Genomic DNA, 20,506 nt, shown 5'->3' on the forward strand with positions numbered 1-20,506 from the left:
CCGACCGCAGACCCGAAACGAGAGGATCACCCGGCGATGACCATGACCCCGGAACAGGCGTACGCCTTCCAGGAGACCTTCGGCCGCTTGGTCGCCAACGTCGAGCAGGTGCTGCTGGGGAAGACGTTCGTCGTGCGCCTGGGCTTCGTCGCCCTGTTCAGCGAGGGCCACCTGCTGCTCGAGGACTTCCCCGGTACGGGCAAGACCTCGCTCGCGCGCGCGATCGGCCAGAGCGTGTCGGGAACGAGCAACCGCATCCAGTTCACCCCCGATCTGCTCCCCGGAGACATCACGGGGGTGAGCGTCTACGACCAGCGCACGGGGCGGTTCGACTTCCACTCCGGTCCGGTGTTCGCCAACATCGTGCTGGCCGACGAGATCAACCGGGCCAGCCCCAAGACGCAGGCCGCTCTGCTCGAGGTCATGGAGGAGGGGCAGGTCACGGTCGACGGCGAGACGCACCCGGTGGACGCCCCGTTCATGGTCATCGCGACCCAGAACCCCATCGAGCAGGCCGGCACCTACCGGTTGCCCGAGGCCCAGCTCGACCGCTTCCTGCTCAAGGCCTCGATCGGGTACCCCGATCACGCCTCGACGCTGCGGATCCTCGAGGGCGCGGGCGTCAAGGCGCACGACACGACGGTGCCCTCCATCGTGACCGCGGATGCCGTGCTCGAGATGGCCCAGCTGGCCCGCACGGTGCACGTCGACCCGAGTGTCAACGACTACGTCTCGCGTCTCGTGGAGTCCACCCGCAGCGCCAGCGAGGTGCGTCTCGGAGTGAGCGTGCGCGGCGCGCTCGCACTCGTGCGCGCGGCGAAGACCCTGGCGGCGGCGAGCGGACGGCACTACGTCGTCCCGGATGACGTGAAGTCGCTCGCCGAGCCCGTGCTCTCGCATCGCCTGGTGCTCGATCCGGAGTCGGAGTTCGACGGGGTCACCGCCTCCAGCGTGATCGCCCAGTTGCTGCTTGAGACCGCACCGCCGAGTGATCGGCAAGCCGTGTGAGCACCCCCCAGTCCGAGCCGATCGGGCCGAGCAACACCCGCAGCCGGCTCGTGGGCACCCGCGAGGGCGTGCTCGCGGATGCCGTCGTCAACGTCGTCCGCGCCGCCGACGCGCTCCGAACGGCGGCGGCTCGGCTCGGTGCCCGGATCGCCTCCGTGATCACCCCGCTCGGCTGGGTCATGCTCGGGGTGATCCCGCTCGCGTTCGCGGCCGGGTACGTTCTGGGCTGGATGGAACTCGCCGCGGTCGCGTGGGCCGGACTCGTGCTCGCCCTGATCGCCGTGCTCTACCTGGTGGGTCGCTCGCCGTTCCACGTCGGCCTGGGACTGGAGCACCGTCGGGTGGTCGTCGGCGAGCCGGCGGGCGGGGTGGTCACCGTCGACAACCCGGGCCGTCGGCGCACGCTCGGCGTCAAGGTCGAGATCCCGGTCGGCGAGGGACTCGCGGAGCTCGCGATGCCGAGCCTTCGCCGCGACGCCCGGTTCCGTCAGCAGTTCGCCATTCCGACCCGCCGCCGCGGCGTCATCACGATCGGACCGGTCCGCACCGTGCGGGCCGACCCGATCGGGCTGGTGCGGCGCGAGCTGATCTGGACCGACACCGTCGAACTGGTCGTTCATCCTCGGACCATCGGGGTCCCCTCCACCAGCACCGGCCTGATCAGGGACCTGGAGGGGGCTGCCACCCGCGACCTCACCTCGAGCGATGTCGCTTTCCACGCGCTGCGCGAGTACCAGGCCGGCGACGAACGCCGGTACATCCACTGGAAGTCGACGGCGAAGACCGGAACCTACATGGTCCGTCAGTTCGAGCAGACCCGGCGCAGCCATCTGGTCGTCGCGCTGAGCCTCGCGGCACGGGACTACGCCAGCGACGAGCAGTTCGAACTGGCCGTCAGCGCCGCCGGCAGTCTGGGCGTGCGCGCCATCCACGACGGCCGCACCGTGTCCGTCGTGGTGAGCGCCGTGACCGCCGAGTTCGCCAAGCGCACCAACTACGCCGTGCGCTCGCTGGCCACCCACCTCCCGGCGCGCCTGCTCGACGATCTCGCCGTCGTCGAGTCGGCGGCATCGGCACTGCGCATCCGTGACGTCGCCCGGGTCGCGGCCGACGAGGTCGTCGGTATCTCGGTCGCCTTCCTGATCTGCGGTTCGACGCCGACCGCCGCCGAGCTGCGGGCGGCATCCGCCTCGTTCCCGTCCGACGTCGGCGTAGTGGCGATCGTCTGCAACCCGGATGCCCTTCCCGGCTTCCGACGGGTGGCCGGTCTCAGCGTGCTGACGATCGGATACCTCGACGACCTCCGCATCGCTCTCGCCCGCTCGGCGGCCGTGGCATGAGCACGCGTCCCCGTCGCCCTCGGCGCCCGACCCTCGGATTCCTGCTGATCGCGGTCCTGCTGTGCTGGGCGGCGATCGGCCTCGCCGCGGCATCGCTCTGGCCGATCTACCAGACCGAGCGCTTCGTCGTGCTCGTCGCCGTCGCCGCGGTGCTCGGAACCCTCATCGCGGTGCTCGGCGCCTGGTTCCGCTGGCCGTCCTGGGCCCTGCTGCTCGCCGGATTCGCGGCCTTCCTCGCCGTCGGGGTGCCCCTGGCCGTGCCCGATCAGGCCGTCTCGGGCCTGCTTCCCAGCCCCGCCGGCCTGCTCGAACTGCTCTCGGGGATCGCGCTCGGCTGGAAGCAGCTGGTCACCATCAGCCTCCCGGTCGGCGCGTACCAGGCCCTGCTCGTCCCGGCGCTTCTGCTCGTGCTCTCGGTGACGATCGTGAGCGTGAGCGTCTCGCTGCGGGCGACATGGGGCGAGCTCGGGGTCATCGCGCCGGTCGTGCTCTTCCTGGTCGGAATCGCCTTCGGCCCCGACCGCGCCAGCACCCCGATCTGGCTCGTGCTCGCGTTGCTCGCGGTGATCCTGGTCACGCTGAGTTGGCGCCGGTGGCGCCGCCGTCGGGCCTCGATCCGGGCGCTCGCGCGCGCCACGCCGGATGCCGAGGGCCGGCCCCTCGCGACGGCGGCCGACGGCGGGCTCGGGGTTCGCGGCATCCTGGCGGGCGCGGTCATCCTGGCGATCGCCGGTGCGGCCTCGATCGCCGCCTCGAGCGCCCTGCCGCCCACGGGCGACCGCAACGTGCTGCGCACGGCGGTCGTGCAGCCGTTCGACCCCCGCGACTACTCGAGCCCGCTATCGGGGTTCCGGCGCTACCTGCGCGACGACAAGGCGGACCAGGTGCAGTTCACGGTCGGCGGCCTGCCCGCCGGGGCCCGCATCCGCGTCGCCACGCTCGACAGCTACGACGGCGTGGTGTACGCCGTCGGCAGTTCGACCGTCGACAGCGCCTCGGGCACCTTCGTGCGCATCCCTTCCTCGGTCGATCAGTCATCCGTCTCCGGCAAGCAGGTGAAGCTCGGCGTGACGATCGAAGGGTATTCGGGCGTCTGGCTGCCGACGGTCGGCCGATTCGAGTCGGTCGCCTTCGACCCTGCGGACGCGGCCCGGCTGAGCGACGGGTTCTACTACAACAACGCGAGCGGTACCGCCGCGGTGCTCGGCGGCGTGCGCTCGGGGGAGAGCTACACCCTGCGCGCCGTCGTGCCGAACCAGCCGTCGACCGCGGAGCTGGCGAAGCTCACGCCCGGCGCGGCCGTCGTCCCGCGGATCGGCGTGCTGCCGGACGACCTCACGCAGCACCTCGACAGCTACACGGCGGGCAAGACCTCGTCGGGAGCGCGGTTGGTGGCGATGCTCGACGGGCTCAAGAAAGAGGGCTACATCAGCCACGGCCTCGACCCGGCACAGCCTGTCAGCAGATCGGGTCATGCCGCCGACCGCATCAGCGAGTTGTTCACCGACCCCCGCATGATCGGCGACGCCGAGCAGTACTCGGTGGCGGCCGCCCTGATGGCGCGTCAGCTGGGATTCCCGGCCCGAGTCGTGTTCGGCTTCGCCCCCCGGGTGTCCGGATCGACGACCCGGGTGACGGGCGCCGACGTCTCGGCGTGGATCGAGGTCGACACGGCCGAATACGGCTGGGTGACGATCGACCCGTCGCCCGCAGTGCGTCCGATCCCCGCGGAGCAGCCGCAGGATCCGACCAAGATCGCCCGCCCGCAGTCGGTCGTGCCGCCGCCCACCGACAAGGGCGACACCAACGTGAACCAGACGGCGCCCGAGAGCAGTCAGAGCCAGCCGGACGCCCTCGATCCGGTGCTCGCGGTCGTTCTGCAGGTGCTGCGGGTCGCGGGCGCCGTTGCGCTGGTCGTCGTGGTGTTCGCGGCGCCGTTCCTCGTGATCATCGCCGCCAAAGCGCGCCGACGCCGGCTCAGGCGGGCGTCGCCATCGCCCCTTCAGCGAATCCGCGGCGGCTGGGAGGAATTCGAGGATGCCGTGCTCGACCACGGCCTGCAGCCGCCCCCCGCGGCCACCCGCTCCGAGGTGGCTGGCGTCGTCGGCACGCTGCCCTCCCGCGTGCTCGCCGCGGTCGCCGACCGCGCGGTCTTCGCCCCCGACGACACGGACCCGGCGGACGCCGACCGGGTCTGGGATGCCGTCGGCGAACTGCGCGTGGCGCTCGGCGCGGGCCTGAACCGTCGTCAGCGGCTGCTGGCGCTCGTCTCGGTCCGCTCGCTCGGTGGCTATAGTGTTCGAGGTCTGTTCCGGCGCACCGCACGCAAGGAGGGCCGCCCATGATCTGCCGCTACTGTGGCACGGCCCTGCCCCAGGGGGCCATGTTCTGCGGCGAGTGCGGGCGGGCGGTCCACCCCGACGAGTCGCGGAGTGCTCCCGCGCCCACCTCAGGGCTGTCGATCGCAGATCTCGCGTTCAGCTCGCCCGGGGAGACCTCGCCCGCGGGCGATCCCGATGCCCGTGAACTCCCCGACGGGACGCCGGCTCATCCGGCGATCTCCGCGACCGCATGCGCGCAGTGCGGTGAGCCCATGGACGACGGCGATGTCTTCTGCGGAGAATGCGGCTTCGTCGCGCAGTCCGCGACATCCGTGCCTCCGGCGGAGGATCCGGAGTTCGAGGTCGACTCCGGCTCCCCGCCCGCTCCCGTCCTCGACCGGGACGGCACGACCGAGGTCGAACCCCTGAGCGCCGAGTTCGAGGAGTTCGACGCCGTGGCGCCCGCGCCCGACGCCGCGCCCGCGCCCGACGCCGTCGTGGCCCCCGCCCCGCACGGCGGACCCGTGCGGGCGAGGGCGATCCCCGATCCGTTCCCCTGGGGAGCCGCACGAACGGTTCCCGAAGACCACGAGGCGACCCGCCTGGTCGCCGGCGGCGGATCCGGCGCGCGCTTCGTGCTGCAGTTCAGCACGGGCGAGAGCGTGACGGTGACGGGATCCGGACTGATCGGGCGCAACCCATCCATGCAGCCGGGGGAATACGTCGACCAGCTGGTGCCGATCTTCGACGCGGGCAAGTCCGTCTCGAAGACCCATCTGGAGTTCGGACAGGAGGGCGGGCGGTTCTGGGTCAGCGACCGGTACTCGACGAACGGCTCGGTCGTCCGCCAGCCCGATGCCGCGCCGCGCCGATGCGACCCGGGCCGGCGCTACTTCGTGGGGCGGGGCACCCGAGTGGACGTCGGCGAGCAGTTCTTCGTCGTCAGCTGAGCCCCCGCGCTTCCTCCCCGCGCTGCTCGCGCGCCGGTTCTGCGCCGATCGCCGTCCGGCCGCCCGCTCGGCCCGTGCGGGACGTGGACTGGGCGGGTGATCCCGACCACCGCGCCCCGCCGTCTCACACTCCCCGCCTTCGCCCCGCCGCCGTCCCGCACCGGCTTCCCGCTGATGGCAACCCTGGCCCCGGTGGCGATGTCGCTCGCGATCTGGGCGGTGACCCGGTCCCCGTACTCGCTGCTCTTCGCCGCGCTGGGCCCGGTCGTCGCGCTCGGCGGTCTGCTCGACGGGCGGCGGCAGCGGCGACGTGCCGAGCGGCGGCAGACGGCGAAGGCGCTCGCGTCGATCGAACGCCTCTCACAGCGGGTGGCCGACACGCAGCGGGCCGAACGAGCGCGACTGGCCGCGCTGGCGCCCGCGCCGGCGGTGCTGGGCGATCCTGCGCTCGCGATGAAGCGGTGGACGCGCGAATCGGAGGACGCGGCGGACCGGGACGATCAGCTGCCGCTGCCCGTGCTGCTGGGTCGGGCGACCCTGCCCGCCGTGGTCGACCTCGAAGGGGAGCCCGAGGAGGATGAGCCGCCCCCGCCGCTCGCGCGGGCGCTCGAGCGCCTTCGCGCCGACGCCGAGGGCTTAGCTGGTGCTCCGTGGGTGGTCGACGCCCGTGACGGGGTCGCGGTGCTCGGACCGGAACGGCTGGCGCGGGCCGTGGCCCGCTCGCTCGCGCTGCAGCTCGCCGCCGGGCGGTCTCCCGCGACCACCCGCATCACGGCGCCGCGCGACGAACCGTGGACCGCGGGCCTTCCGCACGCCGTGACCTTCCACGACGAACGGTCCTACCGCTTCGAATGCGACGGCAACGAGGTCGCGGCCGTCGGCTGGGCGGACGACCCCAGGGAGCTGCCCGTGGCCGGTCGACTCGCCGTGCAGCTCGACCTGAGCGGGGAGCGGTTGCCGGTCGCTCTTCATGGAGCGACCGGGGAGCCGCAGTACGAGGCCCTCGGCGGCGCGCGCGCCGCCGAGCTGGCCGCCGCGGTGGATGCCATGGCCCGGGCGCGCGGGCTCGATGCCGCCGCGCGGTCCCTGCCCGAACTCGTCCTCCTGGCCGAGCTGCCGGAGCAGTCGTACGGCGAGCCCGACGGGAGCACCCTGCGCGCCGCCCTCGGGCGTGACGCCGACGGGGCCGTCGAGCTCGACCTGGTGCGCGACGGCCCGCACGCCATCGTCGCGGGAACGACCGGGACCGGCAAGAGCGAGCTGCTCGTGAGCTGGGTACTGGCGATGGCGGGACGGTATCCGGTCGAGGCCGTGACGTTTCTGCTCGTCGACTTCAAGGGTGGGGCGGCGTTCGCTCCGCTGGCTGGGCTTCCGCACGTCGTCGGTACCGTGAGCGACCTGGATGCCCGCAGAAGCCGCCGCGCGATCGAGAGCCTGCGGGCGGAGCTGCTGCGACGCGAGCGGCTGCTGGCCGAGCACGGGGCCCGAGCGATCGACGACCTCGATCCGGGGGTGCTCGCGCGTCTGGTGATCGTCGTCGACGAGTTCGCGGCCGTGGTCTCGGGGCAGCCCGAGTTGCACGAGGTCTTCGCCGACCTGGCCGGCCGCGGCCGCTCGCTCGGCCTGCACCTGATCCTGTGCACCCAGCGACCGTCGGGGGTCGTGCGCGACGCGGTGCTCGCGAACGTGACCCTGCGCCTGTCCCTTCGGGTGACCGATCGCGGTGACAGCCTCGCAATGCTCGGCAGCGACGCGGCTGCGCGCCTTCCCCCTGAACCGCGCGGGCGAGCGCTCATCGCCGACGGCTCGGGGCCGACCCGCGAGCTCCAGCTGGCCCTGGCCGACCGTGCGGATGCGGAGCGGGTGTGCGCCGCGTGGGCGGGTGCCGGGCGGGCGACCCGGGCCGCCGCGGTCTGGTGCGAGCCCCTGCCGACCCGGCTGCCGCTCGACTCGCTCCGGCCCGACGGGGCGGCCGAGGGCGACGACCCGGGCATCCCGTTCGGGCGCATCGATCTTCCCGCCGAGCAGCGGCAGCCGATCGCGCGCTACGACCCGGATCGCGACGGGCACCTCCTCGTGCTGGGCGCCGCGGGCAGCGGCAAGACGAGCCTCCTTGCCACGCTCGCGGCCGGATCGAACTGCAGGGTGCTTCCCGCCGATCCGGCCGACGCATGGGGCGCACTCGGCGAGATGCTTGGACCGCCGGCGACGGAGCCCGCGCCGAACGCGCGCACCCTCGTGCTCATCGACGACCTCGACGCGTTGATCGACCGGCTCGACCCCGAGCTGCGGCACGACTTCGTCGACATGATCGGCAGGATCGCACGGGAGGCCCGCACGGTCGCATTCGCCGCCACGGCCCAGCGGCTCTCCGGCGGCGTGCAGCGGCTCGCCGGTCTGTTCGACGAGCGCATCCTGCTGCGGCAGTCGAACCGCGATGAGCACGTTCTGGCAGGCGGCGACGGCCACTCCTTCGACCCCCGGATGCCACCCGGCGCCGGGCGGTGGCGCGGGGCCGACATCCAGGTGGCCATCGGGGCGGCCGCGCTGCCCGCGCCGTCGGGCCCGCGGATCCCGATCGTGCGCGCGTCGGCGGCGCCGCTGGCCGTCGTCGCGGCGCGTCCGCGGGAGGTGGGGCGGCGGCTGGAGTCGGCCGGCATCCGCGTCGTCAGGATCGGGGACGACCCGGCGCCCGACGAGAGCGAGCTGCGGGTCTCGCGAGGCGGCGGCGCGCTCGTGCTGCTCGGCGACCCGGATGCCTGGCAGGCCGAATGGGCGCTGCTGGGTCTGGTGCGCCGCGAGCTGCCCGTGCTGCTACTGGGCTGCACCGCGGCCGAGTTGCGGGCCGTCACGCGGGTGCGCGATGTTCCGCCTCCGCTGGGCAACGGTCTCGACGAGGGCTGGCTCGTCGACGGTGGATCGGTGCGGCGCGCTCGGGTCGAGCCGTGAGCGCACCCGGGGCGAACGGTCTCGAGCCGTGGTCGCGATCAGCCGAGGGCGGCGGCGACCGTTCCGGCCGCAAGCCCCTGCGCCGCGGCGACCGCGGCATTGACGACGGCGCCGCCGTGCACGTTGAGGCCGAGCGAGAGCGCGGGGTCGGCGCGCAGCGCGTCCCTCCAGCCGAGATTCGCGATCGAGCGGACGTACGGCAGTGTCGCGTTGGTCAGAGCGTAGGTCGAGGTGTGCGCCACCGCCCCCGGCATGTTCGCGACGCAGTAGAACAGCGAGCCGTGCACCGAATAGGTCGGGTCGGCGTGCGTCGTCGCGTGGCTGTCCTCGAAGCAGCCCCCCTGGTCGATCGCGATGTCGACGAGCACACTGCCCGGCTTCATGCGGGCCACGAGGGCGTTGGTCACGAGCTTCGGCGCCTTGGCACCCGGCACGAGCACCGAGCCGATCACGAGATCCGCGTCGAGCACGGCCTTCTCGATCTCGAAGCTGTTCGAGGCGATCGTCTGGATGCGACCGGCGTAGTCGGCATCCAGCTCGCGCAGCCGCTGGATGTTGGTGTCGAGCACGGTGACCCGCGCCCCCAGGCCGACGCTGACGCTGATCGCGTTGGTGCCGGCCACCCCGCCGCCGAGCACGACGACGTGGGCAGGATGCGTGCCGGGCACCCCCGGCACGAGCAGCCCCGGCCCGCCGTTCGGGCGCAGCATGACGTTCGCCCCGACGATCGGCGCGAGCCGGCCGGCCACCTCGCTCATCGGAGCCAGCAGAGGCAGGGCCCGATTCGGCAGCTGCACGGTCTCGTAGGCGATCGCGGTGATCCCGCTCGACACCAGGTGACGCGTGAGGGCCGCCTCGGCGGCCAGATGCAGGTAGGTGAACAGAACGAGATCGTCGCGAAAGTAGCCGTACTCGCTCTCGATCGGCTCCTTGACCTTGAGCAGCAGCTCGGCCGTGCTCCACACCTCGTCGGCGGTGTCGACGATCGTCGCCCCGGCGGCGCGGTAATCCTCGTCGCTGATCGACGAGCCAAGGCCCGCACCCGACTGCACCGTCACCTCGTGGCCGTGCGCCGACAGATCGTGCACTCCAGCCGGGGTGATCGCCACTCGGAACTCGTTGTTCTTGATCTCGCTGGGGACGCCGACCTTCATGGGGCCAGCGTAGCCCGGCAAGACCATGGATTCCGCACCGATTTTCGGCAATATGCGCTGATTTCGTGAAATCTATGTTTCGAAATGGGCCATTTGCCCCTCCAACGTTTCGTTCGGCGACGGCGTGTGCCAGGATCGACCAACGGCGGCGACGCCGGTCCGCCTGCGCTGAAGGAGTCCTCCATGCCCCGGTCCCTGCCAGAAGATCCGCTGATCCGCTCGCTCGTCGTTCAGGCGAGGAACGCGCAGCTGACCCGACGCGGCGTGCTCGCGGGAGCCACCGGCGGGGCCGCCGCTCTCGCCCTCGCAGCGTGCGCCCCGACCGGCTCGTCGAAGCCGGCGCCGGCGTCCGACATCTCGTCGAGCGACAAGCGCATGGTCTGGGCGAACTGGCCGCTGTACATGGACACCGTCGACGGCACGGGCGCCCACCCCACGCTCGACGCCTTCACCAAGGCGACCGGCATCAAGGTCGACTACCGGGAGGACGTCGACGACAACAACACCTACTACGCGAAGGTCAAGGACCAGCTCGCGCTCGGCAAGGACATCGGCGCCGACACCGTCTGCCTCACCGACTGGATGGTGAGCCGCTGGATCCGGCTTGGCTACACCCAGAAGCTCGACCACTCCAAGATCCCGAACATCAAGAACCTCAACCCCAACCTGTTGAACATCGACTACGACAAGGGCCGCAACTACTCCCTGCCGTGGCAGGGCGGATTCGCCGGCATCTGCTGGAACAAGGACAAGTTCCCCAAGGGGTTCACGAGCGTCAGCGAGATGTTCAAGGAGCCCGCGCTCAAGGGACGCATCGAGGTGCTCAGCGAGATGCGCGACACGATCGGGCTCATCATGCTCGAGCAGAACGTCGACATCTCGGCTCCGATCCAGAACTACCAGTTCCAGAACGGCCTCGACGAGCTGCAGAAGTACATCAGCGACGGGATCATCCGCAGCGTCAAGGGCAACTCCTACACCGAGGACCTGGTCAGCGGCGACGCGCTCGCCGCGATCTGCTGGTCGGGAGACATCACGGCGACCAACGCCTCGAACGGCGACCACTGGGAGTTCGCGATCCCGGACGCCGGGGGCACGCTCTGGAACGACAACTACCTGATCCCGATCGGCGCCCGTCACAAGGCCAACGCCGAGGCGGTCATGAACTGGTACTACGACCCCAAGATCGCGGCGGAGGTGGCGGCCTACGTCAACTACATCACGCCCGTGGTCGGCGCCAAGGAGGAGGCCGCCAAGATCGATCCGGCGCTCGCCGAGAACAACCTGATCTTCCCCGACGAGGCCACCCTCAAGAAGGCGCACGTCTTCCACACCCTGACGCCGGCGCAGGAGCAGTCGTTCACGTCCGGGTTCCAGAAAGTGCTGCTGGGCGCTTGATGGCCGTCACGCCCGAGGACTCGGGAGCCGATCTCGAGCTGGTGGGGATCACCAAGCGGTTCCCGGGTTTCACCGCGATCGAGAACCTCAACCTCACGATTCCGGCCGGCTCGTTCTTCGCACTGCTCGGGCCGTCCGGCTGCGGCAAGACCACGACCCTGCGGCTCGTCGCGGGGCTCGAGACGCCGACGGCCGGTCGCATCCTGATCGGCGGCAAGGACGTGACCGACACCAAGCCGCACCAGCGCCCGGTCAACACGGTGTTCCAGAGCTACGCGCTGTTCCCGCACATGACGGTGCTTCGCAACGTCGCCTTCGGGCTCTACCGCCGGGGGATCGCCAACCCCTTGGGGCTCGCGCACGAGGCTCTGCGGCTCGTCGAACTCGATCACCTGGCCGGTCGCCGCCCCGCGCAGCTGTCGGGCGGACAGCAGCAGCGCGTCGCGCTGGCCCGCGCGATCGTGAACAAGCCGGCCCTGCTGCTGCTCGATGAGCCACTCGGCGCGCTCGACCTCAAGCTGCGGCGTCAGATGCAGCTGGAGCTGAAGACGATCCAGGACGAGGTCGGCCTGACCTTCCTGCACGTCACCCACGACCAGGAGGAGGCCATGACGATGGCCGACACGGTCGCGGTGATGAACAAGGGCCGCATCGAGCAGATGGGCGCCCCCGAGGAGCTCTACGAGCTGCCGAGGACCGCCTTCGTGGCCAACTTCCTCGGGCAGTCGAACCTGTTCACGGGCCCGGTCGTGGCCTCCGGCGCCGACTCCATCGTGGTCGATGTCGCCGGCGCGAAGATCGAGGTTCCGCGCGAGCGTGCGCAGCGGCACACCGGCGTCGTCACGATCGGGGTCAGGCCCGAGAAGCTGTCGCTGCTCGTCGAGGAACCGGCCGCGGCATCCGGCGTCAACGTGCTCGGCCCCGGTGTCGTGACCGACGTGTCGTTCAGCGGCGTGAGCACCCAGTACCTCGTCGAGATGCCGGGGATCGGCACCGTGACGGTCTTCGCCCAGAACATGGTCTTCGGCCCCGTCGTGAACCGCGGCGCGGAGGTCTGGGTCAGCTGGACGGTCGACCACGGTTTCGGGCTGGCCGACGACGAGGAGCCCGAGCCGCGCTTCGCCCCGGACGACGACACGCGCTCGATCGCCGTGAAGCGACGCGAGGCGCTCGAGGCCGAGCTGGACGAGGCATGATGTCGCGCGATCCGGAGGGCGGCGACTGATGGCCTTCGGCGCGTTCTCGAACGTCGAAACCGCGGTCGCCGAACCGCCTCGTCGGCGCAGTCGCGCGGCGCTCTGGCTACTACTGCCCGGGGTGGTCTACCTCGGGGCGACCTACCTGGCGCCGCTCGTGTCGCTCGTGATCACGAGCCTCAAGACGCCCGACCTGGTCAACGTCGACATCGGGCGCTACCTCTACGCCTTCGACATCGGCAACTACGCCAACGTGCTCGGCGAGTACTGGCCGATCATCCTGCGCTCCTTCGGCTACTCGGCGCTCGCGACCGTCTTCGCCCTTCTGATCAGCTACCCGCTGGCGTACTTCATCGGCGTCGGGCTGCGCCGGTATCCGCTGTGGCAGGCCCTCGCGCTCATCCTCGTGATCGCGCCGTTCTTCATGAGCTTCCTGTTGCGCACCCTGGCCTGGAAGGCGATCTTCGCCGACGAGGGCCCGGTCGTGGGATTCCTGCAGACGCTCCACGTGCTGCCGGCCAACGCGCACCTGAACGGGACGGCGTTCATGGTGATCTTCGGACTCACCTACAACTTCATCCCGTTCATGGCGTTGCCCATCTACGCCTCGCTCGAACGGCTCGACCTGCGCTATCTCGAGGCGGGGGCGGATCTGTACGCCAACCCGGCGACGACCTTCCTGCGGATCACGGTGCCGCTGTCGCTGCCCGGGGTCGTCTCGGGCACGCTGCTGACCTTCATCCCCGCCACCGGCGACTACGTCAACGCGAGCCCCCAGTTCCTCGGCAGCACGCAGACCACGATGGTCGGCAACGTGATCTCGGACACCTACTTCAACCTGTCCGACTATCCGTCGTCGGCCGCGCTGTCGATCATCCTGATGGTGCTCATCCTGATCCCGGTGGCGATCTACCTCTCGCTGACGAAGACGGAGGAGCTGCTGTGAGCCTCCAAGAGGCCGACGTTCTCGGCGAGGTCGAGGCGACCCCGCGCCCGCCGAGGGCACCCCGTGCCCGGCGCGGCAACTGGGGCGTCGGGGTCTACTCGATCGCGATCCTGGGCATCCTGCTCATCCCGATCGTCTACACGATCGTGTTCTCGTTCAACATCCCGGCACGCACCAACGTCAGTTGGCGGGGGTTCTCGCTCGAGAACTGGCTCAACATCTGCAACGACCCGCGGGTCTGCGCGGCGTTCGGCAGCAGCATGCTGGTCGGCACGGTCGCGACGGTCGCGGCCTCCGCGCTCGGAACGGCGATCGCCATCGCGCTTGTCCGCTTCCGCTTCCGGTTCCGGACCGGACTGACGATCCTGTTGTTCCTGCCGATGGCCACCCCCGAGGTCGTGCTCGGTTCGGGCCTGGGATCGCAGTTCCTCAACATCGGCGTCGACAAGGGCATGACGACGACGATCATCGCCCACATCATGTTCTGCATCAGCTTCGTGGTGATCACCGTGCGCGCGCGGGTGGCCAGCCTCGACCCGGCCATCGAGGAGGCGGGCCGCGATCTCTACGCCACCCCGGCGCAGGTCTGGTGGCGGATCACCTTCCCGTTGCTGCTGCCCGGCATCGTCGCCGCCGCTCTGCTGTCGTTCGCGCTCAGTTTCGACGACTTCATCATCACCGCCTTCGTCTCGGGCAACTTCGAGACCCTGCCCAAGTACATCTACACCGCGGCGGTGCGTGCGATCCCGGCTCAGGCGAACGTGTTCGCCTCGATCATCTTCCTGCTCGCGATCGTCGTCGTCGTCGGCACCCAGCTGACCGCGGCGGTTCGACGCCGCAAGCTCGCGCGCGAAGGCTGAGCGCCGTGGCGTACGAGGATCGCGCGCGGCTGGCCGCGTTGTGGGATGCCGAGGTCGAGCTCTTCCGCGCCATGCGCCCCGAGTCCGAGCGGGCGTGGCGCGACGCGCTCGAGCACATGCCCGACGGCGTGCCCATGCTCTGGATGGCGAAGTGGCCGGGGCCGTGGCCGGTGTTCGTCGAGCGTGCGGCCGGGGCGCACTTCCGGTGCGTCGACGGGCTCGATCACGTGGACCTCTGCCTCGGCGACACGGGGGCGATGGTCGGGCACGCACCCGCGGCATCCGTCGCCGCGATCTCGGCGCAGTTGGCCCGTGGCGCGACCCACATGCTCCCGACCCGGGATGCGGCGCTCGCCGCCGGGCTGCTCGCGGAGCGCTTCGGCCTGCCCAGTTGGCAGTTCACCCTCTCGGCCACGGATGCCAACCGCCACGTGCTGCGCTACGCCCGGCAGGCGACCGGTCGCCACAAGGTGCTCGTGATCGACCGCTGCTACCACGGCACCGTCGACGAGGCGTACGCCGAACTCGATGCCTCCGGGCGGGTCGTGTCGCGGCGGGGCAACATCGGGGCGCCGGTGCCGCTCGACGAGACGACCGTCGTCGTGCCCTTCAACGACGTGCCCGCGCTCGACGCGGCGCTCGCCTCGCGCGAGGTGGCGGCGGTGCTCATCGAGCCCGCCATGACCAACATCGGCATCGTGCTGCCGGATGCAGGCTGGCACGACGCCGTGCGCGCGGCCTGCGACCGCACCGGCACGCTGCTCGTGATCGACGAGACGCACACCCTGTGTGCCGGTCCGGGCGGCATGACGGCGCGCGACGGGCTGAGGCCCGATGTCGTGGTCGTCGGCAAGACGATCGGCGGCGGCATCCCCGCCGGGGCCTGGGGGATGCGGCCTGAGCTGGTCGAGCGGGTGCGCGCCAGCCTGGACTGGGACGGTGAGGGCCTCGAAGACATCGACGTCGGGGGAGTGGGTGGAACCCTCGCCGGCAACGCGGTCTCGATGGCGGGGATCCGCGCGACGCTCTCCGAGGTGCTGACGCCCGAGGTCTACCCCGGGATGATCGCTCGGGCGCAGGAGTGGACGGCCGGCGTGCAGGCGGCGATCGACGAGTTCCACGCGCCCTGGCAGGTCACCCGGCTCGGGGCGCGGGCCGAGTACAGCTTCCGCGCGACGCCGCCGCGCGACGGCGCCGAGGCCGCGGCCGCCGACGACTTCGCCCTGCAGCAGTACCTGCACCTGCACGCGCTGAACCGCGGCATCCTGATGACGCCGTTCCACAACATGGCCCTCATGTCGCCCGCCACGAGCTCGCAGGACGTCGAGCAGCACACCGTCGCGTTCCGCGAGGCGGTCGCGTCGCTCTACGCGTAGGACGCGCCGGGCCTACAGGCTCGCGAGCGCGGCGTCGAGCACCGTCACGGCATCCGCCAGCTGCGCGTCGCTGATCGCGAGGCTCGGCAGGAAGCGGATGACGTTGCCGTAGGTGCCCGCGGTCAGCAGCAGCACACCCTGCTGCGCAGCGAACGCGGCGATCCGGCCCGGAACCTCGGCCAGCGGTGCCTGCGTCGCCGGGTCGGTGAACTCGATCGCGAGCATCGCGCCGATTCCCCGCACCTCGGCGATGATCGGGTACGCCTTCTGCAGCTCGAGCAGGGCCGACTTGAGGCTGCGCTCGATGCGGGTCGCCTCGGCCAGCAGTCCGTCGTGCTCGATGCGATCGAAGACCGCGATCGCCGCGGCGCAGGCGACCGGGTTGCCCCCGAAGGTGCCGCCGAGGCCGCCGGGCTGGGAAGCGTCCATGATCTCGGCGCGGCCCGTGACCCCCGCCAGCGGCAGTCCGCCCGCGATGCCCTTGGCGCTCAGCACGAGATCGGGCACGAGCCCGAAATGCTCGCTCGCGAAGTAGCGGCCGGTGCGCGCCATCCCGCTCTGGATCTCGTCGGCGATGAAGACGATGCCGTTCGCGGTGCACCACTCCTGCAGCGCGGGCAGATACCCCTCGGCGGGTACGACGAAGCCGCCCTCGCCCTGGATCGGCTCGACCACGAGGCAGGCAAGGTCGGACGCGCCGACCGTCTTCTCGAGGTACCCGATCGTGCGCGCGGCGGCCTGCGCCCCGGTGAGCCCGTCGTGCAGCGGGTACGAGTTCGGAGCCCGGTACACGTCGCCCGCGAACGGTCCGAAGCCGAGCGAGTAGGGCATGGCCTTGAAGTTCATCGCCATCGTGAGGTTGGTGCGGCCGTGGTAGGCGTGCTCGAGCACGGCGACCCCGTTGCGCCCCGTGTACTTGCGGGCGATCTTGACCCCGTTCTCGACCGCCTCGGCGCCCGAGTTGACGAGCACGCTCTTCTTGGCGAAGTCTCCGGGGGTGTGCTCGGCGAGCAGCTCGGCCACCCGCACGTACTCCTCGTAGGGCGTGATGGTGAAGAGCGTGTGCACGACGTCGCCGAGCTGCTCACGGGCGGCGGCGACGACGGCGTCGTCGGTGTGCCCGATCGTCGTGACGCCGATGCCGGCCCCGAGATCGAGGAAGGCGTTGTCGTCGACGTCGACCAGGATCGCGCCGTGCGCCCGGGTGATGTACACCGGGAGCGCGCTCGAGACGCCGGCGCTCACGACGGCCTGGCGACGCGCCTGCAGGGCGATCGACTTGGGCCCCGGAATGGCCGTGACGACCCGACGCTCGGTGGGAACGGGGGATAGCGTGGTGTCGGGCAGAACATCCGTCATGCTCGCGAGTCTAGCCGTGGGGCGCTGAGCGTGCGATGTGCGGAATCGCGCGAATCAGGTGATCAGATGAAGGGATTCCGATGAACCTCGATCATTCCTTCGCGGTATCCGTCGAATGGCAGGGCAATCGCGGCACCGGCACCTCGGGCTACAAGGACTTCTCCCGCGATCACGTCGTGCGCGTCGACGCCGTGCCGGGCAAGCACGAGATCGAGGGTTCGGCGGCCCGCCCCTTCCATGGCGACGCCGAGCGCTGGAACCCCGAGGAGCAGCTCATCGCCGCCCTCGCACAGTGCCACATGCTCAGCTATCTGCACGTCGCGACCCGGGCGGGCGTCGTCGTCGAGTCCTACACGGATGCCGCGACCGGCACCCTGCACGTCGAGGCCGACGACAGCGGGGCGCTCGTCGAGGTCGTGCTGCACCCGGTCGTGGCGATCTCGGCCGGAGACCCGGCGGTCGCCCAGGCGCTCCACGCGGAGGCGAACCGGCTGTGCTTCATCGCGAACTCGGTGAACTTCCCCGTGCGCCACGAGCCGCGGCTCCTGCTGCTCGATGACGAGCTGTGACGCTTCGCGAGCGTCGCGACGACGACAGGGGTTCCGCTTCCAGCGAATCCGGCCGCGGGACGAGTGACCGCGCCGACGCCCGCGACTAGCTTGGCCCCATGTTGCTGAGGCATGCCGTGGGCGCCGCGCTGCGCCGCATCCGACTGGAGGACGACCGCACGCTACGGGAGGTGGCCGGGGCCGCCAACATCTCGATGCCGTATCTCTCCGAGATCGAGCGGGGCCGCAAGGAGCCGTCGAGCGAGATCCTGGCGGGCATCTGCGCGGCACTCGGCCTCACCCTCGTCGACCTCCTGGGCGAGGCGGCCGACGAGCTGCGGGTGGATCGCACCCCGAATCTCGCCTCGATCGCCTCGTCGCATCCGGCGTCGCATTCGGGCTACCCGGTCGCGCCTCCTGTCCGCCCCGACGGTGCCGTCTTGGCCGCCGCATGACGACGGCCCGCAATCCGATCGCCGGGCTGCTCGGATTGCGACCGGCTGCCGAGTCGGGCTTCTTCCGGCGATGGGTCTCGTTGGGGCTCGTCCGCTTCTTCGGCGTCGCGCTCGAGCTCCTCGCGATCCCGCGCTCATGAGCGTTCCGGCGCTCGCCCGGGCGGCGGGCCGAGGGGCGGGCGGCTAGAGCTTGGCGAGGGCCTCTTCGAGCACGCTCGCGGCGTCGTCGATCAGCGCCTCGCTGATCACGACGCTCGGCATGATGCGCAGCACCGAGTCCCAGCTGCCGGCGTCGAGCGGGATCACCCCGTTGCTCGTCGCGTGCTTCAGCACGGCGGTGAGCGCCTCGGGGTTCGGGTCCTTCGTTCCGGGCCGCACCAGCTCCACGCCGAACATGGCGCCCTTGCCGCGCACCTCTCCGACCACCGGGAAGCGCTCCGCCCAGTCGCCGATCCGCGCCCGCAGGGCGGCCTCGACCCGCTGCGCCTCGGCGAGCAGGCCGTCGCGCTCGATCAGCTCGAAGACCGCGAGGGCCGCCGCGGTCGAGACCGGGTTGCCGCCGAAGGTGCCGCCGATGCCGCCGGGCTGCACGGCATCCATGATCTCGGCCCGGCCGGTGACGGCGGCCAGCGGAAGGCCGCCCGCGATGCCCTTGGCGCTCGTGATCAGGTCGGGCACGACGCCGTGGTGCTCGATCGAGTACCAGGTGCCCGTGCGCCCGATGCCGGCCTGGATCTCGTCGGCCACGAAGACGATGCCGTTCTTCTCGCAGAAGGCCTTGATCGCGGCGAAGTACCCCGGAGCCGGGATGATGATGCCGCCGTCGCCCTGGATCGGCTCGGCGAAGAAGGCGGCGACCTCGCTCGCGCCGATGTGGGTGACGATGTAGTCGATCGTCTTCGCGGCGGCCTCCTCGCCGCTCAGTCCGTCACGGTACGGATAACTGATCGGCACCGAGTACAGCTCGCCCGGGAACGGGCCCATCCCCGCCCGCTCCGGCCAGGGACGGTAGGTCATCGCCATCGTCAGGTTCGTGCGGCCGTGGAAGGCGTGGTCGAGGCTGACGATCGCGCGCCGGCCCGTGTACTTGCGGGCGATCTTGACCGCGTTCTCGACGGCCTCCGCGCCCGAGTTCACCAGGATGGAGTGCTTCTCGAAGTCGCCGGGCGTGATCTCGGCGAGCTTCTCGGCGACCCGCACGTAGTTCTCGTAGGGGGTCACGGTGAACAGGGTGTGGGTCAGCTTGGCGACCTGCGCGCTGACGGCGGCCGCGACATCCGGATGCGCGTGCCCGATCGTCGTGACGCCGATGCCGCAGCCGAGATCGATCAGCTGGTTGCCGTCGACGTCGACCAGCACGGCCCCGGCGCCGTGGTCCATGTAGATGTTGGCGAGCGTGCCGGCCCCGCGCGACACGCTCTTGACGCGCCGTTCCTGCAGGGCGAGGGACTTCGGTCCGGGCAGTTCGGTCACGAGCTTGCGCTCCTGCGGCACGCTGAATTCCATGCGGCCAGCCTAAAGGTCGGCGTTCGCCGGGCAGCGCGCGCCCACACCTCGCCCCAAGCTCGGGTGGGGGAGGATGGTCGCGTCCCCACCGCATCCCGAGGAGTCAGCCGTGCCCCGAATCCCGACCATCCGCCTGGCCGTCGCCGTGACCGCCGTCGCGCTGGGCGTCTCGCTCGCGGGGTGCACCTCGTCCGCCGGCTCGTCGAGCACGCCGAGTGCGTCGGCGTCGAGCGTCAGCGCGGCATGCGTCTCGAGCGGATCGGCCTCCGACTCGGTCAAGGTCAGCGGCGCCTTCGACACCGCCCCCACCGTCTCGTTCGCGGCTCCACTCAAGGTCAGCACGACCCAGCGCACCGTCGTGATCGACGGCAAGGGGGCCAAGGCCAAGCCGGGCAGCCTCGTCGACGTCAGCTTCACGCTCTACAACGGCACCGACGGCAAGACCGTGACCTCGACGGGGTACGGCGCCGGTCGTGCGAGCGCGATCACCGTCGACGCGAGCCAGGTCATCAGCGGGCTGGTCAAGACCCTCAACTGCGCCCAGGCCGGAACCCGGGTCGTCGGAGTGCTCCCCGCCTCCGAGGCCTTCGGCAGCGCCGGCTCGTCGAGCCTCGGAATCGCTCCCAACCAGGTCATCGTGATCGTCGCGGATGTCGTGAGCCTCGTTCCGACGAAGGCGTCCGGTCAGAAGCAGCCCGCCGTCGACGGCCTGCCGACGGTCAAGCTCGCGAGCGACGGCAAGCCGACCCTCGTCGTGCCGAAGGGGTACGCGCCGCCCGCCACGACGACGATCGCGACTCTGATCAAGGGAAAGGGCGCGGTCGTCGGCGCGACCGACACCGTCGTCATCCAGTACCAGGGCACCAACCTGAAGACCGGCAAGATCTTCGATCAGACCTGGGGTCGCAGCCCGTATTCCGGCGCCGTCAACGGCTTCGTGCCCGGGTTCACCAAGGCGATCGTGGGTCAGACCGTCGGCTCGCAGGTGCTGGTGCTGATCGCCCCGGCCGACGGCTACGGACCCCAGGGCGGCAACTCGGGCGCCGGGATCGGGAAGGACGACACGATCGCGTTCGTCGTCGACGTGCTCTCGACCGAGACGCCCGCGGCGGGCTAGCCCGGGCGGGGCGGCGCTACCCT

At 71.0% G+C, this 20,506-nt stretch carries 17 protein-coding genes; 14 read left to right on the forward strand and 3 right to left on the reverse strand.

The genetic code is table 11. The annotated features are described in order from the left end of the window. The first annotated feature begins 36 nt into the window (after positions 1–36). From ACFPJ4_RS03030 to ACFPJ4_RS03050, 5 genes are all read left to right on the forward strand, one after another. Entirely contained in the window at positions 37–1,008 is a 972-nt protein-coding gene (locus tag ACFPJ4_RS03030; RefSeq protein WP_386738809.1) for an AAA family ATPase, read from the forward strand. Beyond that, complete coding sequence (locus ACFPJ4_RS03035) at positions 1,005–2,348, forward strand: DUF58 domain-containing protein (RefSeq protein WP_386738810.1); 1,344 nt, start codon at positions 1,005–1,007, stop codon at positions 2,346–2,348. Before ACFPJ4_RS03030 ends, ACFPJ4_RS03035 begins: the two co-directional genes overlap by 4 nt. Then, entirely contained in the window at positions 2,345–4,693 is a 2,349-nt protein-coding gene (locus ACFPJ4_RS03040) for a transglutaminase-like domain-containing protein (RefSeq protein WP_386738811.1), read from the forward strand. Before ACFPJ4_RS03035 ends, ACFPJ4_RS03040 begins: the two co-directional genes overlap by 4 nt. Then, a complete protein-coding gene (locus ACFPJ4_RS03045) occupies positions 4,690–5,619 on the forward strand; it encodes a zinc-ribbon domain-containing protein (RefSeq protein ID WP_386738812.1) in 930 nt (309 codons plus the stop codon). The genes ACFPJ4_RS03040 and ACFPJ4_RS03045 overlap by 4 nt, the downstream gene beginning before the upstream one ends. Before the next feature lie 96 nt (positions 5,620–5,715). Further along, positions 5,716–8,568 carry an FtsK/SpoIIIE domain-containing protein gene (locus ACFPJ4_RS03050; protein WP_386738813.1) on the forward strand — a complete coding sequence of 951 codons (2,853 nt, stop codon included), beginning with the start codon at positions 5,716–5,718 and terminating at the stop codon, positions 8,566–8,568. Between the two features lie 38 nt (positions 8,569–8,606). On the opposite strand, the gene ald is transcribed toward ACFPJ4_RS03050, so the two are convergent. Then, the gene (gene ald, locus ACFPJ4_RS03055) at positions 8,607–9,722 is read right to left on the reverse strand and encodes an alanine dehydrogenase (RefSeq protein ID WP_386738814.1); all 1,116 of its coding nucleotides are present in this window, start codon (positions 9,720–9,722) and stop codon (positions 8,607–8,609) included. A 183-nt stretch (positions 9,723–9,905) separates the two neighbouring features. Here ald and ACFPJ4_RS03060 point away from each other — a divergent pair, with 183 nt between their 5' ends. Genes ACFPJ4_RS03060 through ACFPJ4_RS03080 form a run of 5 tightly spaced genes read left to right on the forward strand, consistent with a single transcriptional unit; the run spans position 9,906 to position 15,498 of the window. Then, positions 9,906–11,120, forward strand: a complete 1,215-nt coding sequence (locus ACFPJ4_RS03060) for an ABC transporter substrate-binding protein (protein WP_386738815.1) — start codon at positions 9,906–9,908, stop codon at positions 11,118–11,120. Further along, positions 11,120–12,316: an ABC transporter ATP-binding protein gene (locus tag ACFPJ4_RS03065; protein WP_386738816.1), complete on the forward strand. Its 1,197-nt coding sequence runs from the start codon at positions 11,120–11,122 to the stop codon at positions 12,314–12,316. Before ACFPJ4_RS03060 ends, ACFPJ4_RS03065 begins: the two co-directional genes overlap by 1 nt. 28 nt (positions 12,317–12,344) lie before the next feature. After that, the gene (locus ACFPJ4_RS03070) at positions 12,345–13,262 is read left to right on the forward strand and encodes an ABC transporter permease (RefSeq protein ID WP_386738817.1); all 918 of its coding nucleotides are present in this window, start codon (positions 12,345–12,347) and stop codon (positions 13,260–13,262) included. Continuing rightward, positions 13,259–14,122, forward strand: coding sequence for an ABC transporter permease (locus ACFPJ4_RS03075; protein ID WP_386738818.1), 864 nt, complete (start codon positions 13,259–13,261; stop codon positions 14,120–14,122). The genes ACFPJ4_RS03070 and ACFPJ4_RS03075 overlap by 4 nt, the downstream gene beginning before the upstream one ends. Before the next feature lie 5 nt (positions 14,123–14,127). Continuing rightward, a complete protein-coding gene (locus tag ACFPJ4_RS03080; RefSeq protein WP_386738819.1) occupies positions 14,128–15,498 on the forward strand; it encodes a transaminase in 1,371 nt (456 codons plus the stop codon). 12 nt (positions 15,499–15,510) lie between these two features. Here the strand turns inward: ACFPJ4_RS03080 and gabT (ACFPJ4_RS03085) are convergent, their stop codons facing one another. After that, a complete protein-coding gene (gene gabT, locus ACFPJ4_RS03085; protein ID WP_386738820.1) occupies positions 15,511–16,857 on the reverse strand; it encodes a 4-aminobutyrate--2-oxoglutarate transaminase in 1,347 nt (448 codons plus the stop codon). Positions 16,858–16,937: 80 nt separating this feature from the next. On the opposite strand from gabT (ACFPJ4_RS03085), the gene ACFPJ4_RS03090 reads away from it, so the two are divergent. The 3 genes from ACFPJ4_RS03090 to ACFPJ4_RS03100 all read left to right on the forward strand — a co-directional run bounded on the left by ACFPJ4_RS03090 (position 16,938) and on the right by ACFPJ4_RS03100 (position 18,000). Then, a complete protein-coding gene (locus tag ACFPJ4_RS03090) occupies positions 16,938–17,426 on the forward strand; it encodes an OsmC family protein (protein ID WP_386738821.1) in 489 nt (162 codons plus the stop codon). A gap of 98 nt (positions 17,427–17,524) precedes the next feature. After that, a complete protein-coding gene (locus ACFPJ4_RS03095; protein ID WP_386738822.1) occupies positions 17,525–17,860 on the forward strand; it encodes a helix-turn-helix domain-containing protein in 336 nt (111 codons plus the stop codon). Next, the gene (locus tag ACFPJ4_RS03100) at positions 17,857–18,000 is read left to right on the forward strand and encodes a hypothetical protein (RefSeq protein ID WP_386738823.1); all 144 of its coding nucleotides are present in this window, start codon (positions 17,857–17,859) and stop codon (positions 17,998–18,000) included. The genes ACFPJ4_RS03095 and ACFPJ4_RS03100 overlap by 4 nt, the downstream gene beginning before the upstream one ends. 43 nt (positions 18,001–18,043) lie before the next feature. On the opposite strand, the gene gabT (ACFPJ4_RS03105) is transcribed toward ACFPJ4_RS03100, so the two are convergent. Continuing rightward, positions 18,044–19,366, reverse strand: a complete 1,323-nt coding sequence (gabT, locus tag ACFPJ4_RS03105; protein WP_386738824.1) for a 4-aminobutyrate--2-oxoglutarate transaminase — start codon at positions 19,364–19,366, stop codon at positions 18,044–18,046. A 109-nt stretch (positions 19,367–19,475) separates the two neighbouring features. Here gabT (ACFPJ4_RS03105) and ACFPJ4_RS03110 point away from each other — a divergent pair, with 109 nt between their 5' ends. Further along, a complete protein-coding gene (locus ACFPJ4_RS03110) occupies positions 19,476–20,483 on the forward strand; it encodes an FKBP-type peptidyl-prolyl cis-trans isomerase (protein ID WP_386738825.1) in 1,008 nt (335 codons plus the stop codon). Positions 20,484–20,506 lie beyond the last annotated feature (23 nt).

Origin of the sequence: Lysinimonas soli (genome assembly GCF_042655435.1) — a bacterium.
Classification (GTDB): Bacteria; Actinomycetota; Actinomycetes; order Actinomycetales; family Microbacteriaceae; genus Lysinimonas; species Lysinimonas soli.

Bases quoted from the DNA above. Each gene is read 5' to 3' on its own strand.
- ACFPJ4_RS03030 (WP_386738809.1), top strand. From the start codon at position 37: ATGACCATGACCCCGGAACAGGCGTACGCCTTCCAGGAGACCTTCGGC.
- ACFPJ4_RS03040 (WP_386738811.1), top strand. From the start codon at position 2,345: ATGAGCACGCGTCCCCGTCGCCCTCGGCGCCCGACCCTCGGATTCCTG.
- ACFPJ4_RS03045 (WP_386738812.1), top strand. From the start codon at position 4,690: ATGATCTGCCGCTACTGTGGCACGGCCCTGCCCCAGGGGGCCATGTTC.
- ald (WP_386738814.1), bottom strand. From the start codon at position 9,722: ATGAAGGTCGGCGTCCCCAGCGAGATCAAGAACAACGAGTTCCGAGTG.
- ACFPJ4_RS03060 (WP_386738815.1), top strand. From the start codon at position 9,906: ATGCCCCGGTCCCTGCCAGAAGATCCGCTGATCCGCTCGCTCGTCGTT.
- ACFPJ4_RS03065 (WP_386738816.1), top strand. From the start codon at position 11,120: ATGGCCGTCACGCCCGAGGACTCGGGAGCCGATCTCGAGCTGGTGGGG.
- ACFPJ4_RS03070 (WP_386738817.1), top strand. From the start codon at position 12,345: ATGGCCTTCGGCGCGTTCTCGAACGTCGAAACCGCGGTCGCCGAACCG.
- gabT (WP_386738820.1), bottom strand. From the start codon at position 16,857: ATGACGGATGTTCTGCCCGACACCACGCTATCCCCCGTTCCCACCGAG.
- ACFPJ4_RS03090 (WP_386738821.1), top strand. From the start codon at position 16,938: ATGAACCTCGATCATTCCTTCGCGGTATCCGTCGAATGGCAGGGCAAT.
- ACFPJ4_RS03095 (WP_386738822.1), top strand. From the start codon at position 17,525: ATGTTGCTGAGGCATGCCGTGGGCGCCGCGCTGCGCCGCATCCGACTG.
- ACFPJ4_RS03100 (WP_386738823.1), top strand. From the start codon at position 17,857: ATGACGACGGCCCGCAATCCGATCGCCGGGCTGCTCGGATTGCGACCG.
- gabT (WP_386738824.1), bottom strand. From the start codon at position 19,366: ATGGAATTCAGCGTGCCGCAGGAGCGCAAGCTCGTGACCGAACTGCCC.